The 14,504-nt window shown below is 41.5% G+C and carries 15 protein-coding genes; 4 read left to right on the plus strand and 11 right to left on the minus strand.

The genetic code is table 11. The features are described 5' to 3' along the window. Positions 1–511: 511 nt before the first annotated feature. From ACQEXS_RS14500 to ACQEXS_RS14525, 6 genes are all read right to left on the minus strand, one after another. On the minus strand, positions 512–1,234 hold the full coding sequence (locus ACQEXS_RS14500) for a DsbA family protein (RefSeq protein ID WP_427014307.1): 723 nt from the start codon (positions 1,232–1,234) through the stop codon (positions 512–514). 12 nt (positions 1,235–1,246) lie between these two features. Then, positions 1,247–1,756 carry a protein disulfide oxidoreductase gene (locus tag ACQEXS_RS14505; protein ID WP_427014308.1) on the minus strand — a complete coding sequence of 170 codons (510 nt, stop codon included), beginning with the start codon at positions 1,754–1,756 and terminating at the stop codon, positions 1,247–1,249. Next, positions 1,749–3,851, minus strand: coding sequence for a protein-disulfide reductase DsbD family protein (locus tag ACQEXS_RS14510; protein WP_427014309.1), 2,103 nt, complete (start codon positions 3,849–3,851; stop codon positions 1,749–1,751). Before ACQEXS_RS14510 ends, ACQEXS_RS14505 begins: the two co-directional genes overlap by 8 nt. A 54-nt stretch (positions 3,852–3,905) precedes the next feature. After that, complete coding sequence (locus ACQEXS_RS14515; protein ID WP_427014310.1) at positions 3,906–4,184, minus strand: hypothetical protein; 279 nt, start codon at positions 4,182–4,184, stop codon at positions 3,906–3,908. Between the two features lie 231 nt (positions 4,185–4,415). Further along, positions 4,416–4,751: a hypothetical protein gene (locus ACQEXS_RS14520; protein ID WP_427014311.1), complete on the minus strand. Its 336-nt coding sequence runs from the start codon at positions 4,749–4,751 to the stop codon at positions 4,416–4,418. Positions 4,752–4,810: 59 nt separating this feature from the next. Continuing rightward, positions 4,811–6,313, minus strand: coding sequence for a PTS transporter subunit EIIC (locus ACQEXS_RS14525; RefSeq protein WP_427014312.1), 1,503 nt, complete (start codon positions 6,311–6,313; stop codon positions 4,811–4,813). A gap of 297 nt (positions 6,314–6,610) precedes the next feature. On the opposite strand from ACQEXS_RS14525, the gene ACQEXS_RS14530 reads away from it, so the two are divergent. Further along, positions 6,611–7,195: a chromosome partitioning protein ParA gene (locus ACQEXS_RS14530; RefSeq protein ID WP_427014313.1), complete on the plus strand. Its 585-nt coding sequence runs from the start codon at positions 6,611–6,613 to the stop codon at positions 7,193–7,195. An 82-nt stretch (positions 7,196–7,277) separates the two neighbouring features. Here ACQEXS_RS14530 and speG read toward each other — a convergent pair whose 3' ends face one another. Both speG and ACQEXS_RS14540 read right to left on the minus strand, forming a co-directional pair. Next, positions 7,278–7,802 carry a spermidine N1-acetyltransferase gene (gene speG / locus ACQEXS_RS14535; RefSeq protein WP_427014314.1) on the minus strand — a complete coding sequence of 175 codons (525 nt, stop codon included), beginning with the start codon at positions 7,800–7,802 and terminating at the stop codon, positions 7,278–7,280. A 156-nt stretch (positions 7,803–7,958) separates the two neighbouring features. Then, positions 7,959–8,489 (minus strand): chorismate mutase, encoded by a 531-nt coding sequence (locus tag ACQEXS_RS14540; protein ID WP_427014315.1) that lies wholly within the window; start codon positions 8,487–8,489, stop codon positions 7,959–7,961. Between the two features lie 211 nt (positions 8,490–8,700). Here ACQEXS_RS14540 and ACQEXS_RS14545 point away from each other — a divergent pair, with 211 nt between their 5' ends. Both ACQEXS_RS14545 and ACQEXS_RS14550 read left to right on the plus strand, forming a co-directional pair. Beyond that, a complete protein-coding gene (locus ACQEXS_RS14545; protein WP_427014316.1) occupies positions 8,701–9,444 on the plus strand; it encodes a substrate-binding periplasmic protein in 744 nt (247 codons plus the stop codon). Positions 9,445–9,521: 77 nt separating this feature from the next. Continuing rightward, positions 9,522–11,078, plus strand: coding sequence for an ATP-binding protein (locus ACQEXS_RS14550; RefSeq protein WP_427014317.1), 1,557 nt, complete (start codon positions 9,522–9,524; stop codon positions 11,076–11,078). Positions 11,079–11,082: 4 nt separating this feature from the next. On the opposite strand, the gene ACQEXS_RS14555 is transcribed toward ACQEXS_RS14550, so the two are convergent. Both ACQEXS_RS14555 and ACQEXS_RS14560 read right to left on the minus strand, forming a co-directional pair. Next, positions 11,083–11,766, minus strand: a complete 684-nt coding sequence (locus ACQEXS_RS14555; protein WP_427014318.1) for an RES family NAD+ phosphorylase — start codon at positions 11,764–11,766, stop codon at positions 11,083–11,085. Beyond that, positions 11,757–12,158 carry an MbcA/ParS/Xre antitoxin family protein gene (locus ACQEXS_RS14560; protein WP_427011247.1) on the minus strand — a complete coding sequence of 134 codons (402 nt, stop codon included), beginning with the start codon at positions 12,156–12,158 and terminating at the stop codon, positions 11,757–11,759. The genes ACQEXS_RS14555 and ACQEXS_RS14560 overlap by 10 nt, the downstream gene beginning before the upstream one ends. A 208-nt stretch (positions 12,159–12,366) precedes the next feature. Here ACQEXS_RS14560 and ACQEXS_RS14565 point away from each other — a divergent pair, with 208 nt between their 5' ends. Next, on the plus strand, positions 12,367–12,903 hold the full coding sequence (locus ACQEXS_RS14565) for a GNAT family N-acetyltransferase (RefSeq protein WP_427014319.1): 537 nt from the start codon (positions 12,367–12,369) through the stop codon (positions 12,901–12,903). A gap of 46 nt (positions 12,904–12,949) precedes the next feature. Here the strand turns inward: ACQEXS_RS14565 and ACQEXS_RS14570 are convergent, their stop codons facing one another. Continuing rightward, positions 12,950–14,404 (minus strand): DUF3360 family protein, encoded by a 1,455-nt coding sequence (locus tag ACQEXS_RS14570; protein ID WP_367989056.1) that lies wholly within the window; start codon positions 14,402–14,404, stop codon positions 12,950–12,952. Positions 14,405–14,504: the final 100 nt, after the last annotated feature.

Raw genomic sequence — 14,504 nt, forward strand, 5'->3', positions numbered from 1 at the left:
TATCTAGAAATATTTAAGTGTTCGTTCAGTTTAGTTGAACAGCAGTGTCATTTACTTCATTTACTAACGGGGAAAACATCCAGTGCAATAGAAATGCTGTTTATCCTGATTGCTCTAATGGTTTAAAACGCCACTAAATATACTTATAAATAGTGACAAGATTAAGAGTGATGAAATTAGTTTTATTTACTATGAATATATATTTATCTTGTGAGTAATTATATTCTGAATACAATCATTTAAGATTAAATAAATATGATATTTATCATTGGTTGAGGTAAGATATTATTCTCTTCAATTCGAACAAATTTATTTATGAAACCATCTCAATTTATTATGCTTCTCATTGTTGTGTTTTTTAGTGCATCAAGTATTTTGGGGGTCTTTGGTTTGACGGTGATGAGCGTATTACTTTATTGTTAATTGAATCTTAATGGATTGAAAAAGCCCGATATCAATAATATCGGGCTTAAATCTAACCTATCTAATTATGAGTATAATTCGATGTTATTTATCCTTCACTCGCAAGTTTCTCTTCAACCATAGGTGCTAATTTTTCGTAAGGTAAATATCCAGGAATCAATTGGCCATCAATCAGCATTGCAGGTGTTCCTTGGACGCCTAAGTCAATAAATAATTGGTAGTTTTTCTTTACCATTTCTATCATTTCATCGTCAGTTGATACGTATTGTGCAACATTGTTTGCTGTTGCAACTTTCATTATAGAGCGTAAGTTGTGAATGCCCGGTTTGCTCATCAACATCTCGCTGACTTCTTCAAACTTGTCACGTCTTTCCTTCCATACTTTTAACGCAAATGTTGAAGAGTTTGAAGGGCTAGAAAGCTCTTTTAATGGAACGTATATATTAATAACTTTGACTTCTTCAGGATGTTCCTTGGTGATTTTTTGAAGAACTGGATCTAATTTTTTACACCATGGGCAACTTAAATCAGTGAGAACAACAATAGTTAGTTTTGGCTCGCTTGCACCAAACCAAGGTAGGTTTGGGTTGTTATAAATATAATCATGGTTGTCTACCAATGTTTGGTCGAATTTTTTTTGCTGGACAATATACATGGCTAGACTTTCGTGAAGGCTATCAATAATTGCGCTATTTCCTTTTAGCATCTTATTAATATCATCTAGTTTTTCCTGTTCAGTCATGGCAGAAACAACAGGAGAGAGCATCATTGTTACCATTAAAGTAACGAATAGTTTTGAATTAAATTTCATTGGATTTCCATCTTATATTTTTGTTAACCAAAGGCGAGCTAATAAGCCCCATGGTGTCGTTACACCCGTGGTGACGGTTTTAACTTCGCCCTTGTCAATGATTATGATTGTTGGGGTGACTAAAATTCCCCATTGTTTTGAAATATCGCCAGTTACGTCGTTGATATTGGAGAACTGATAATCGTGGGCGTCCATGTAACGCGACACACGCCTGTTCTCACCGGAATTAAGGCTGACTCCAATCACTTGATATGATTGATTGAACCAATCAATGGTAGGTGTGACGAACTTGCACGCAGCGCACCACGTTGCCCAAAAATAGACAATTACAGGTTTATTTTTGCTCATTTCAATCGCGTCAATAAATTCCCTTGACAGAGTGATACCACTAAGTGGTGGCGCATTTTCCGTCGGCATATCTTTTGTTCGCCATACATCAACTGCGATCGCAAGCACAATGGACAGTAGCGCATAAATGATGACATCACGTGTCCATGATTTACGGCGTTTTGACTTAGCCATTAGATACGTCGCCTGCTTTTTTGATGGCTTCTAAAACGGCGTCGCTGGTCAAGATTACTGGTAACTTAATCCCATCTGGTGCGCCAGGGCCATAAACCACATTAAACGGCACACCAAAACGACCGTGGCTTTGTAGATATGAGGTGATGGTCTGGCTAGGAACGGTCCAATCTCCCTGCATGACAACAATGTCACCGTTTGTGAGTGTGCTATATACTGGTTCCTGCAATAAGACACCCAATTTATTGGCTTTGCAGGTGACGCACCAATCTGCGGTCACATCAACGAATACGACTTTTCCTTCACTGACATACTGATTAATCGCGTCGACAGACAGGGGTTGCCATTGAGGCTCAGATGGCAGTACCTTTGTTGACGTTGCGTTGGAAGAGTACGTTGCGAAACCAATGATCGCAACGAGGACCAAGCTTGCAATACTCGCAGATTTCAATCCATGAACTCGCACCATACGAACCAAAAAGGCACCGACTGAAACAATCGCTAATATATATAACCATTGCATTGATAAATGATTCGATAGCAAATAGAACAGCCATATGCTGGTGATGAGCATCATGCCGCCAAATAGGTATTTGACACGGTTCATCCATGCCCCCGGTTTAGGTAACGCAAGTGCGATGGAGGGGAATAGAGAAACCACGATCCATGGCAAAGCCATACCAATAGCGAGAGCGGTGAAAATGCCAAACATGGTGGGTATGTTTGTAGCTAGTGCAAAGGCAACTGCCGTACCAAGGAAAGGTGCAGAGCACGGAGTTGCAAGCAGTGTTGCAAACATACCTTGAGTGAAGTGACCGTAGTAAGAATTATCACCTTTTGCTGCCATCCAAGTATTGGTATCAGACGACAACCGGATTTCGAAAAGACCAAGCATGTTTGCACCAAACAATGCGGTGATCAAAAACATGAGGCCAATAAACCAGCCACTTTGGAATTGAATTCCCCAACCGATGGCACTACCTGAAATCTTTAATACAGCAAGAAATGTAGCAATTAACCAGAAAGAGCTAATGATCCCGCCAGCGGAAGCGAGGAACTGCAATCGAACTTGTTTTTTCTCAAGCCCTTGAGCAGCAACAATACCACTGAGCTTCATGCCTAAAACAGGGAAGACACATGGCATCACGTTAAGGATTAAACCGCCAAAGAGTGCAAACAAAACCATATGTACTAGGGATGTTTGTCCTGATTGGCTGGTAATGGTTTTAGCTATAGCGGTTGTTGTTTGTTCTGCGGTGAAATCATTATCCTTTAACGTTACTAAGATCGTTTCATCGGTTAGATCGGGAGTTCCCATCCAACTGCTCACGTCATAAGTTGCTGTGAGAGTGTCTCCGTTTATCTCAATTTGTGGCCGAGAGAAGTTTGCATCTTGCATCTGCTCTGACGGACCATCAACCAGAACATCAGGGTTTGTCCAACCCATACTTTTGGTTGCGGTAACTTGTAGTTGGTTTTTTGCCTTATCCCAACCGGTTGTCACTTTATTAATCAAAGCTGAAGCTTTAGGAACTAAGCTCATACCTTGTGCGTATGTGCGCATTGCTTCATCTGAGACCATGAGATCGTTAGGAATGAACGACAACTGAATCGGATAATCGGTCAATACACAAATGGTTGTGCATGAGGAAAGCGTTAATTTTGCATTTAACTCAACGGGTTGATCGAGATCTTCCACGTGAAGCGTGAGCGGGAAAATAACGTCTTTCTTATAACCCAGAGTTTCTAACCCCAGCATCTCAAATCGTTGAGGATAGGGCCAATGCCAATCAATATTCTCAATGTTTTTTGAGTTTTCCCAAACCATACTCGGCGCAATGCCGCCTTCACCTGGGCTACGCCAATAGGTTTTCCAATCGCCAGTGAGACGAACTTCCAAGTAGCCGGCTAAGGTTTTGTTTGCTTTGTTCACTTGTCCTGTTACGACAAAGCGAGTCTCTATCGGTGGATGGTTCGGGTTTTGTAACCAACCAGTAGTGAGTGTTTCTGCTTGAACGCTGAATACGCTCAAGGCACAAAGTACCGCGAATAGCCATAGACTGACTAAACGTGAATACGTTTTCGTTATGTACATGTATGTGTTCCTTAAAGATAAATATTTCGAATGTTGGTGTAAACAAACGTCGATTTATTCTCTAAAGACACACAATTGAAGATGAAGCCGCCTACCTTTATAGAGGGTTGGGGTTGTGGGTGAGGGTCGATATTCTGAAGTAGAAAGCAGCCATAAGATCAGCACCAATGCAAGGATTTGCATGATCAGTGCATGGTCCGCCACCTGATGTTGGTCAAAGTTAATTAAATGCTCTGACAAACTGCATTTGTCTGCAATATCGGTGTTGTTGGTTACTTGGTCATCATTTTGCAAGACTTGTTGGATAACTTGATTGTCGTCTTGGTATTTCACCGGACAGGCGTTCAACAAGCCGATGTTATTCGCAAGACAGATGCAAATAACCCACCACACTAATGCGAGGGACCATTTGGTAAACCTATGTCTTTGTCGGCTTGTATTCATCTGTCTTTTAGTCTGATGACGGCTAATATAATTGTCAGCCAGTGAGACTGACTACTGGACGGATAGTTCCAATATTTTAAAATTTTTTGTATGGCATACTGTCGTATTAGCTTTTGAAGCTTAGCTTGTAAGAAACAAATAGAGCCCATGTGTGACCCACAAAGCCCACAGAACATATGTAATAGCCCAGCATTTTGCTAATGTACCGCGAATGGTGGTTTTAAAATCTGGAGCGGATTGAAATACACATATAGAACTGAAAAGTGCGAAAAGGGGAAGTGTGATTATTTTGAGCGTGACGCTAATATGATCTGGGAGTAGCCATTTGCTCTGCTCCAGCATAAACAATAAGGTGTAACTGCCGAAGAGTTGTAGAACAAAAACGGCTTTCCACAATGGTAATTCACCTTTGAGCCATCTCATCAATAGAGGAGGGCGTTGTAGGACATATTCCATGATGCTTCCTTTTGTAAATGACGTTGAATGAAAGCCCCTTATAAGGGGCTTTCTCGTATTTATGCTGTGGCGAGCTCGCCACAAGATTGCTCTAGGATATTGGCAATGAATTGAGCTTTAGCACCCAAAATGATTTGAACACCATTGCTACCCACTTTTACCACACCGCGGGCCCCCAGTTTCTTGATTGCAACGTCGTTAACCAAGCTGGTATCTCGAACTTCTAAACGCAATCTAGTAATGCAAGAACCAATCGAAGTTAGGTTGCCACGACCACCAATGTGGTGAAGAATTTCTGTTGCAAGTTCTTCATCACTCAATGTGATTTCAGCTGTTGCTTCGTGTTCACGTCCAACGGTCTGGTAATCAAACTTACGAATAACAACTCGGAAAACGGTGTAGTAAATAGCCGCGTTAATAGGGCCCCATAAGAATAGGTTCACCCAGTTGGTCTCGTAACCTTGCAAACCAGGAAGAACGCCGAATACAACGTAATCAATGATACCAGCAGAGAAGGTTTTACCCATTTGCATATCAAGAGCAAACGTCACTGTATAAGACACACCAGCCATAATAGCGTTAAAAATGTAGAGTAGCGGTGCGGTAAAGACGAAAGCGAATTCTACTGGCTCTGTGATCCCAGTAACAAACGACGTTAGTGCCGCAGAACCGAGTAAACCCGCCGCAATTTTCTTGTTCTTTGTGTGCGCTTCTTGATACATCGCCAAACAAGCCGCAGGGAAGGCAAACATATAGATAGCAAAGTTACCCGATAGATACGCACCAGCATTGCTGTAGCCGCCACCTTCGAATGAATGAACACCATCAGCAAACATGCGGAACCATATTGTATGTGCACCATTAACCACATCGCCGTTGGTTGCAGTGTATTCAAAGAAGGTATACCAGTATGGATTGTAGAAGATGTGGTGTAAGCCAACAGGAATTAACGCACGCTCCATAAACCCATAGAAGAAGGTAGAAATGTACATGTTACCTTGGCTGAGTGTCGTTGAAGCTGCGGCAATACCTTCTTGAACATAACCCCAGAAGTATGGAACTAGCAAACCAAGGAAGAAGGCAGAGAATGCCGTCACAATCGGAACGAAGCGTTTACCGGCAAAGAAGCCCAGAAACTCAGGCAATTGAATGCTATAAAAACGGTTATACATGTATGCGCCAAGTAAGCCCATGATCATACCGCCTAGTGGTCCCATTTGCATGGAGTTGATCCCAAGCACTTTTACATAAGCCTGTGAATTGGCGACCATTTCGTCTGTAATCCCGTAGCTTAAACCTATGGTCATATGCATCACCAAGAAACCAGCAACCGCAGCAAGTGCAGCGGTGCCAGAATCTTTGGTTAATCCGACAGCAACACCAATACAGAAAAGTAGATGTAAGTTGTCAAATAGGACTTGCCCGGCCATTTGCATTAACGGCCATTGCAACTGAAAACCAAATGCGAGCAGCAAACCAGCTGCGGGCAGCATGGCGATGGGGAGCATCAAGGCCTTACCCAGCACCTGTGCTTTGGTCATGGTATTTTGTAGGAAACTCATAAGTTACTCTCATAAATTGTTAGGGTAAAAGGGGGCTCTTCCATGGTGGGGCAAAGAGTTAGCAAAGAGTTTAAGAGCCTTTATTAAGTTGAAGGTTACAAATTCAATCAGGTTTGTAAGTGTTGCGCAGGAATGTAAGCGGGCTATTACAAATAGGGCGAAAATTAAGCAAGAAGCAACATTTGGACAGGTTATGATATGCCTACCATTTATCGGCATATGCATATTTCTAATTATTCAACATGTAAATCAAACGATATGATTTAATTTACATTAAATATGCGATGTTAATTGATCATGAAAAAATGGTTACACAGTACTATTGCTCTTTTATCCATTGTCGGTTGTGGTGAATCCCAATCTTCCTCCGAAGGGATTGCTCCTCTCCCGCCAAGAATAACGTCGGATTTAGCATTAAAACTGGAACAGCAAGAGAATGTTCGTGATCAGTTTTCTTTATTACTCGAGTATTTTGAGCTCCATTTTGATCGGAGTGATTTGCTGACGGGAGTCGATGAAAACGTAAATGGTATTCGAGATGACATTGAGGCTGTTTTGAATGCTTTGAACGTTTCTGAACCAGTTCGTAAAGCACTCAAGCAAGACGCACGATATCAGCAAGAAAACCTTTATCATGACTTCAGTAATTTCACTTATGCCAATGTTGATAAGGCGGCAGCCATCGCCAATATGTACAACGAAGTCATTGCATGCAAAGTGTATGTAGGTATGTCGATTGACGATCGGGTTGCAACATCTAAGCACTTAGCTGATCTAACTTATAATACGTTTGACCGTGCGATGGCTTACCTCGCATATGAGAGTTTACTTGATGGTGTTTTCACTAATGTATTGCCACCGGAAGAGCAGTATTGTGACTAATTGACAAATTAATGCGGATATCTTTCCATATGTCCATCAGCTTAATGCCAACCAATGCGATGGTATTATTAAGGTTTTCGGACTATTCAGCAGCGTCATTTTGATATTGATTCTGCAAAATATACATACGTTTTACATCATGATATTTGCCGTTAATAAAATATTCTTCGACCAAGTTCGCTTCTTCTATAAAACCGCATTTTTGATATAAGTGCAGTGCTTTCTCATTCTGTAAGGCAACCAACAAATATATTTTGTGTAGATTTAAGATGTTAAATGAATAGTCAAGGGCGTGGTTGATGACTTGCTCTGCATAACCCCGACCTTGAAATTCAGGTGCAATAATAATTTGAAATTCTGCACTGCGGTGTATGTAATTAATTTCGATTAACTCGACCAGTCCGATCAGTTCACCATTTTGCGCTTCAACAACAAAGCGACGCTCAGCATCATCATGAATGTGCTTTTGGTATAACTCTTGTAACTCTCCATAAGATTCATAAGGTTCTTCAAACCAATAAGTCATTACATTTCGGTTGTTATTTAAATCATGAATGAAATGTAGATCCGAGCGTTCTAGGGCTCGAACTTTCAAGTTATTTGTCATAATTGACTCCCCAAATATATAAGAAAATTAAAGCGTAAACTTGTCACTTTAGGTTCAATTTCTGGCTGATTTTAACGAGTTAACTATGACAAATGTGTGGCACAGCCTTCAAAGATTTGTTCTGTCTACGATTGAGTTTGCACCTCAAATGGTAGGTTATTGAAGTTGAATTTGGGTGAGTGCGTTAAACAGGGCTTGTTTATCGGCTTGTGTTAAATAGGGAGAGCGAATTGTGGCAGAAAACTTGGCGTTATCCTGCGTAGTAAGCTTGCCGCCTTGTTTTAGAAAATCAGCCAATTCATGGTTAATTTGCTTACCTAGTTTGATAAGCTCGGGCCTCACTACCGTTTGTAAGTCACGTGGAGTACGGGTTTCTGGTGATGTCAGTAAATCTGCGCGGTAACGATACTGAATTGCTTTAGCCGCCGAGATTTGTGCTTGAAAAAAGCCGACAACACTTTGTTTATCCAACCCAACTTTTTCAGCAGCGATACTTGCATTTTCAATCACCACTTCTTCACGCTTGATATCCTCGATCGCTTTACCATGATTTGCTTTAAACAAAGCGACATCCTCCATAAAACTTAAACGTTCGTTAATGATGGAAAACAGTGCATCTGGTGTTGGGGCTGAATAAGCGTTGAATGTGAGCAGGGTGAGTAGGGTGATGAATATTCGGTGGAGCATGGTGTCCTCATAGAATTTTTGGTTACACAAGTCAGGATTACATCATGCTCAACTGGTTTCTTATATAAAACTTTGGTCTAGTACTTTCGATGGCTATGCTCACTGGGGAATATCGTTATTCTCTCCTATACTATTTACAAAATTAACATTTCGCATGTTGGCTAGTACAAAAAATAATTGCGCGCTATGTATCTAATTTAAGGGGAGTTCTATGTTCAGGGGAATCTTACTCAGTGCCATGGTGTTTTTTGCGCTGCTTTTTGCAAGTACTACACACGCCAATGAAAAGGTGGTTAATGTTGGATTTGTGGTGGGTATTCCACCGTTTGTGATTGGTGATTCCGGCATCCTTGTCGATATCGTTGGTGAAGCTTTAGGGCGATCAGGGTATGAAATATCTAACTATAAATTCCCAAGCAAGCAATTTGATCAAGATCCGTTAAATACCTTTAGTGAATTGGACATTTTTATTGGAACACCGTTAACTTTCCGAGTTGACTATTCCTACGGTAAGGTTTTTGAGTTTGATAATGTCGCTGTCTCTAAAGTCTCGAGTCAATTAAAGATCGATAATGTTTCTGATTTAAAAGGAAAATACATTGTTGGTTTCAACAATGCAAAGCAACACCTCAAAGAGCCTTTTACGACGTTTTACAATCAAGAGTTATCGGACTGGGAAGGGTATAAAGAGATCGAAAATCAGCAAGCACAGTTCGATATGTTGATGAAAGATAGAACTCAGGTAATTTTGTTAGATAGAAGTATGGCGTATTACTACGCGCGCCGTGCTGGGGTAAAAAACATGGAAGGGCTTGTATTCCATGAAATTTTCCCACTTAAAAACACCATTTATGTTGTCGGTCGTGATCAAAAATACATCCAATTGATCAAGAAAAATCTCGATGAAATGTGGCAAGACGGCACATTTACTATGTTGCTGGATAAATACCGCTAAATCTGCCGTGATTTTGGGAAGTCAAAGAGATGATGAGTTCTCAGTCGATCAATAGCCGGTTAACGATCAGAATTGTCATGTTCAGTTCGTTTGTCACCATATTCATCACGGCGTTTCAGCTGTACTCAGATTATGTGGTGGCCAAAGAAAGCATTCAGGTCAGCCAGAAATATATCTTCACTTCTTATAAAGACGCATTAGAAACAAGTTTATGGGTGCTAAATAGTGACCTAATTGAATCTCAAATCAATGGCATTATTAGCATCCCTGACATCAGTTATGTGCGTATTGAAAGTTCTAGTGGCGAGAACTGGGAATTGGGTGTTAAGCAAGAAGAGCATATCCTTCAACAATCATTATCATTAAAGCATGCATACATTGACCAAAAATACATCACCATAGGTAAGCTTATTGTTCAGTCCGATTTATGGTTGATTTACAATAACTTGATTGATAAAGCGTTGTTGATTTTATTGTCCAATGGGCTGAAAACCTTCATTGTTGCGGGCTTCATCATCTACTTGGTTAATTCGTTGGTGACACAGCCATTAAACGAAATGCGTAAGTACCTAAAAGAATTCCAGTTTCAACAAAATAACCCGCCGATGATCATCAAAAGAACGGCTGCAAATGATGATGAAATAGACTTCATGATCGCAACAGTCAACAGAATGTGTTTAGAGCTGTCTTCATCTTATGCGATTGTTGTGGAGTCACAAAAGCAATTGGCGCGAGCCTTAGATGACAAACAGGTATTGCTAGAGCAAGAAACACGGTTTAAAGAAGACCTTGAGGTGATGGTCAAAGAACGAACCCAAAAGCTTGAAGACACGTTACTTGAGTTGAAAGCGACACAAGCCAGTATGATTGAAAGTGAAAAAATGGCTTCGCTTGGGGCTTTGGTGACCGGCGTTGCTCATGAGATCAATACGCCGCTTGGTATCTGCATTACATCGAGCTCATTTGTCTCTTCAGAAGTAGAACAGATCTTAAGAAACTATGAAGCCGGGGAATTACAGGAATCGACATTTACTGAATCGATGAGCAACATTTCTAAATCGGTTGAGTTGCTTGTTTCTAATTTACAAAAGTCAGCACTACTAGTTTCAAGTTTTAAACAAGTGGCGGTAGACCAAAGTGATCGCTCCATCAGCAAGTTTTTCATAAAAGAGCACCTTGATAAGCTCATGCTTTCGCTGTCACATGAGTTAAGTAAACATTATGCTGAAGTTGAAGTTAAGTGTGATGACAAGCTTGCGATTGAAAGTTACCCAAGTGCCTATATTCAGATTTTCACTAACATGGTGAGCAACAGCTTGAACCACGGCTTTGAAAACTGGGACAAAGAACGACGTATATTGATCAATATATACAAACACGATGCAGACTTAATCATTGACTATCGAGATACGGGTAAGGGGATCCCTGAAGATGTTAAGGGAAGGGTGTTTGAGCCGTTTGTCACGACAAAGCGGGGGATTGGGGGTACAGGACTAGGCGCAAACATCATCTACAACACGGTATCCCAACTATTGCATGGAAAAATCGAGTGTTGTGATGACAATACAGTTGGCGCTCGCTTTATCATTACGGTTCCATTAGATGTTGTCCCCTTAGCTGAAGCCAACGGGTAAAAGATCAGCTTCCGATGTTTTTTACTTCGTTGATTTCAGCAATTTGTTCGCCATTCCATATCATTTCGACGAGATGACCTTGAATGACATCTTGTACGGGTTTTGGTGTAAATAAAGCCCAGCACATACCACCTTGATGACGAACAGACGGGTATTGCACCGCTTGAAAGCCATCTTTCTTTAGATCTTTTGCTAACTGTTGTGAGGCGTTGTAATGGTTGGGGTCTAAAATACTTTTGTCACTAGGTTGAACCACATGCACTGGGTTAGGGCGATGAGTGACAACTAAGCTCCTGAACAAAAAACGGTCATAGGCAAGCCCTTCAACATTTGCCCAGTATTTTTGTTGATGGTGTTTTACTTCCTGAACCGCGGTTTGTTCGGTATCGGCGACATATAACGCACCAAAAAAGCCATCATTAAATCGTCCACCGTTTGGATTGATATGGGTAAATGGACCCACCGCATAGCTTCTGCCACGTTCGCACTGGTAAGGAATGTCTTTAGGATCAATCAACGCAATATCGCCAACTTCGTCTCGTAGTCTTGGGTTCGTTAAGGCTTGAATTGCGTAGAGTATTTCGAAGTCTTCTGGGTTGGCAACGGATTCAAATAAATCGATTGGTGGGTACTTAGTATTCACTAGTCGATGACTTGTCAGCGTACTTTTTTTATTTTTTAACCCCACAAACCACCTCGCAAAGCATCGATACGACGTGCTACTTCATAGAGATCAGCAAACTTGCCACTGGTAATAATTTCGAGCGGCGTTCTGCCTGCGAAAAAGTCGTTGTGGTTCTTCATCGTCATAAAACCATCGACGTTGGCAGGATTGCTGAACACAATTCGTAAGGCTTGATGAATATTCAAAATATAACTCACTCGCTCAAGCTGATCATCGCTAAGTTTTGTTGTTTCTGGGTTCGCCTTAAATTTATGGTAAGACGATTTAGATAACTTAAGAATATTTTGGCTTTGTTGTGCGCTACACCCCCAAGACGCAAGAATATTGTCCGCTGTTTTAAAGCCGACCATTGCGACAGCTTTAGGGTTGTAACCGGTATCTTGTGCAAGGCTCATATTTGAATCCTATTTGGGAGTTAATTGTTAATTTAGTCTATAATTGGACATTTGTAAATCATTAGGAATTATCTCCTCATAAAATTAACAAGCTTTCCTTTTGCCTAACTATTGTCTTACCATCAATTCTTACGGGAGCTGTACAGGATGATGGTAAGAATCATCGGGTATGCTTACCAAGAATATAAAAGTGAATAGGAAAGGAATAATGCGTTTTCTAATAGGCGATCTGCATGATGCAGAAGAAATTAAAACGTTATTTACTTCAACGTTTTCAGATTCGGAAGGCGAGGAGGAAGGTAAACTTATCGGTCAATTAGCGTTAGATTTGATAACAACAACAGCCAAAAGCGAATTGCTAGCGTGCATTGCGAAAGAAGAAGATAAAATTGTAGCGTCTATTTTATTTACGCAGCTTGAATATGAAAATGGAGAGAAACCTTTCTTGATGGCTCCCGTTGCCGTTCTAACGGAATATCAAGGTAAAGGGGTAGGACAAGGATTAATCCAATTTGGTTTAACTCAGATGAAAGAAATGGGAGTTAAGCTGATATTTACTTATGGTGATCCTAGTTTCTATTCTAAATCTGGCTTTAAACCAGTCAGCGAAGAAGCATATCCAGCACCTTATAAGTTAGCTTATCCTCATGGATGGCAAGCCAATTTACTTACTGATAATGGATTGGAATTGATTAAAGGTACTCCTTCTTGCGTAAAAGCTTTCCAAAATCCAGCTTTATGGTAGTTGATTGAAAAAGAAAGCCCGCAATAAATGCGGGCTCTGATGTTTATTAAAGTAGCGCTGGGATACCCGGCAACTGACCAACTACAGCCAGAGCACCGACACATACAATAACTGCGGCAAGTGGGATGCCCAATTTGTCAGTACGTGATAGAGCCGCACTGCGTTCGTTGTTGCCAATAAGGCCTGTATTATCGAGTAGCATAGTGATGGCCCACCCAAATACTGGGTTAACCAATGCACAAGCAAACATACAGATACCGGCACTTTGCGAGTTACGTGCATTACGGACCATTTGCATACCAGCTTCAAGCAATGGTAGGAAAACACCGACGAGCAACGCAACACGTAAAACCGGTTCCCACATTGCTAAGTCCATAGGATAGCCAAGTACTGCAGCGAAGATACACAACACACCTGTTAATAGTGCGCCGCCCGGAATAGGGCGTTTTGCGATGGCTGCAGGGATCATGTAAGTACCCCACGAGGATGCAAGGTTACCCCCACCAAGTCCTGCACCAATGATCTGACGAACTGAACAAACAGTCATGGTGTCATCAACATCCATCAATGCACCTTTTGCACTTTTCGGGTAGTTCAGTTCTTGGAATACACGGTGGCCTAAGAAGTCAGGTGACCACATTGCAACAGCTAAGATTGCGAACGGAATAACGGCAATGTAGTGTTCTAAGTCCGGCCATCCAAGTTGCCAGCCGGTGTCTTCGCCCCACCAGTAGAATGGGCTCATATTGGGCAAGCCCGGTTCTGTCGTGAATTCAAACGGCACGCCCATCATGTAAGAAACGATACCTGCGACAAGTGAGCAAAGCGGTATCGCTAGCCAGCGTTTCTCGATCTTTGCAAGGTACGCATAGATAACAATGGTCGCAGAGATAACAACAAAGGAGACTGACTCCATCCCGGAGGCAACAGACCAAGATTCAAACTTGCTCAACTGACTAATCAGGCCAACGGCACCTAAGTAAATCAAAAGGCCGCCACGGACCCCTTCACCTGTTAGCTTTACCAGTTTTGAACCGCCTTTCGTTGCGCTGAGAATGAGACCAAAAACACCGACCATGATACCCAAAGCAAGTGGATGGCCACCAGCGGCGGCAACAAGAGGGATCAATGGGATCATAGGGCCGTGGGTACCGGCGAGGTTGGTGAGTGGGTTTAAGATTGCTGAGAAAAAGATAACAAAAAGCAGGCCAGCAATGAGCAATTCAAAACGTACGTTTTCCGCAACAAACTCAGGGGAAAGTCCAAATTGTGCTGCAAAGGCTGCGACCATGGCCGTGACCATAACCACTTTACCAATGGTTGCGGCAATTGCAGGTACCCAGTCTTCTATTTCAATGCCGTAGTCACGTTTAGGTAAATGGATACTCCAACGCTTTAACTTTAAGATTGATAATTCATGCTCTAAGTATTCCGATCGTGTTGAAAACTCGTTCGCCTTGCGGCGGCGAGCCTGGTAGTCCATTTCGTCAACTTGGTTCATTGTTACTCCGTAATTATAATATGTACTGATGATATATTTATTATTACTGAAGTGAATAATGAACATTATTGATATGAATCAGTATTGAAAATTGACACGA

This window comes from Vibrio sp. TRT 17S01, from assembly GCF_050113695.1.
Taxonomy (GTDB): domain Bacteria; phylum Pseudomonadota; class Gammaproteobacteria; order Enterobacterales; family Vibrionaceae; genus Vibrio.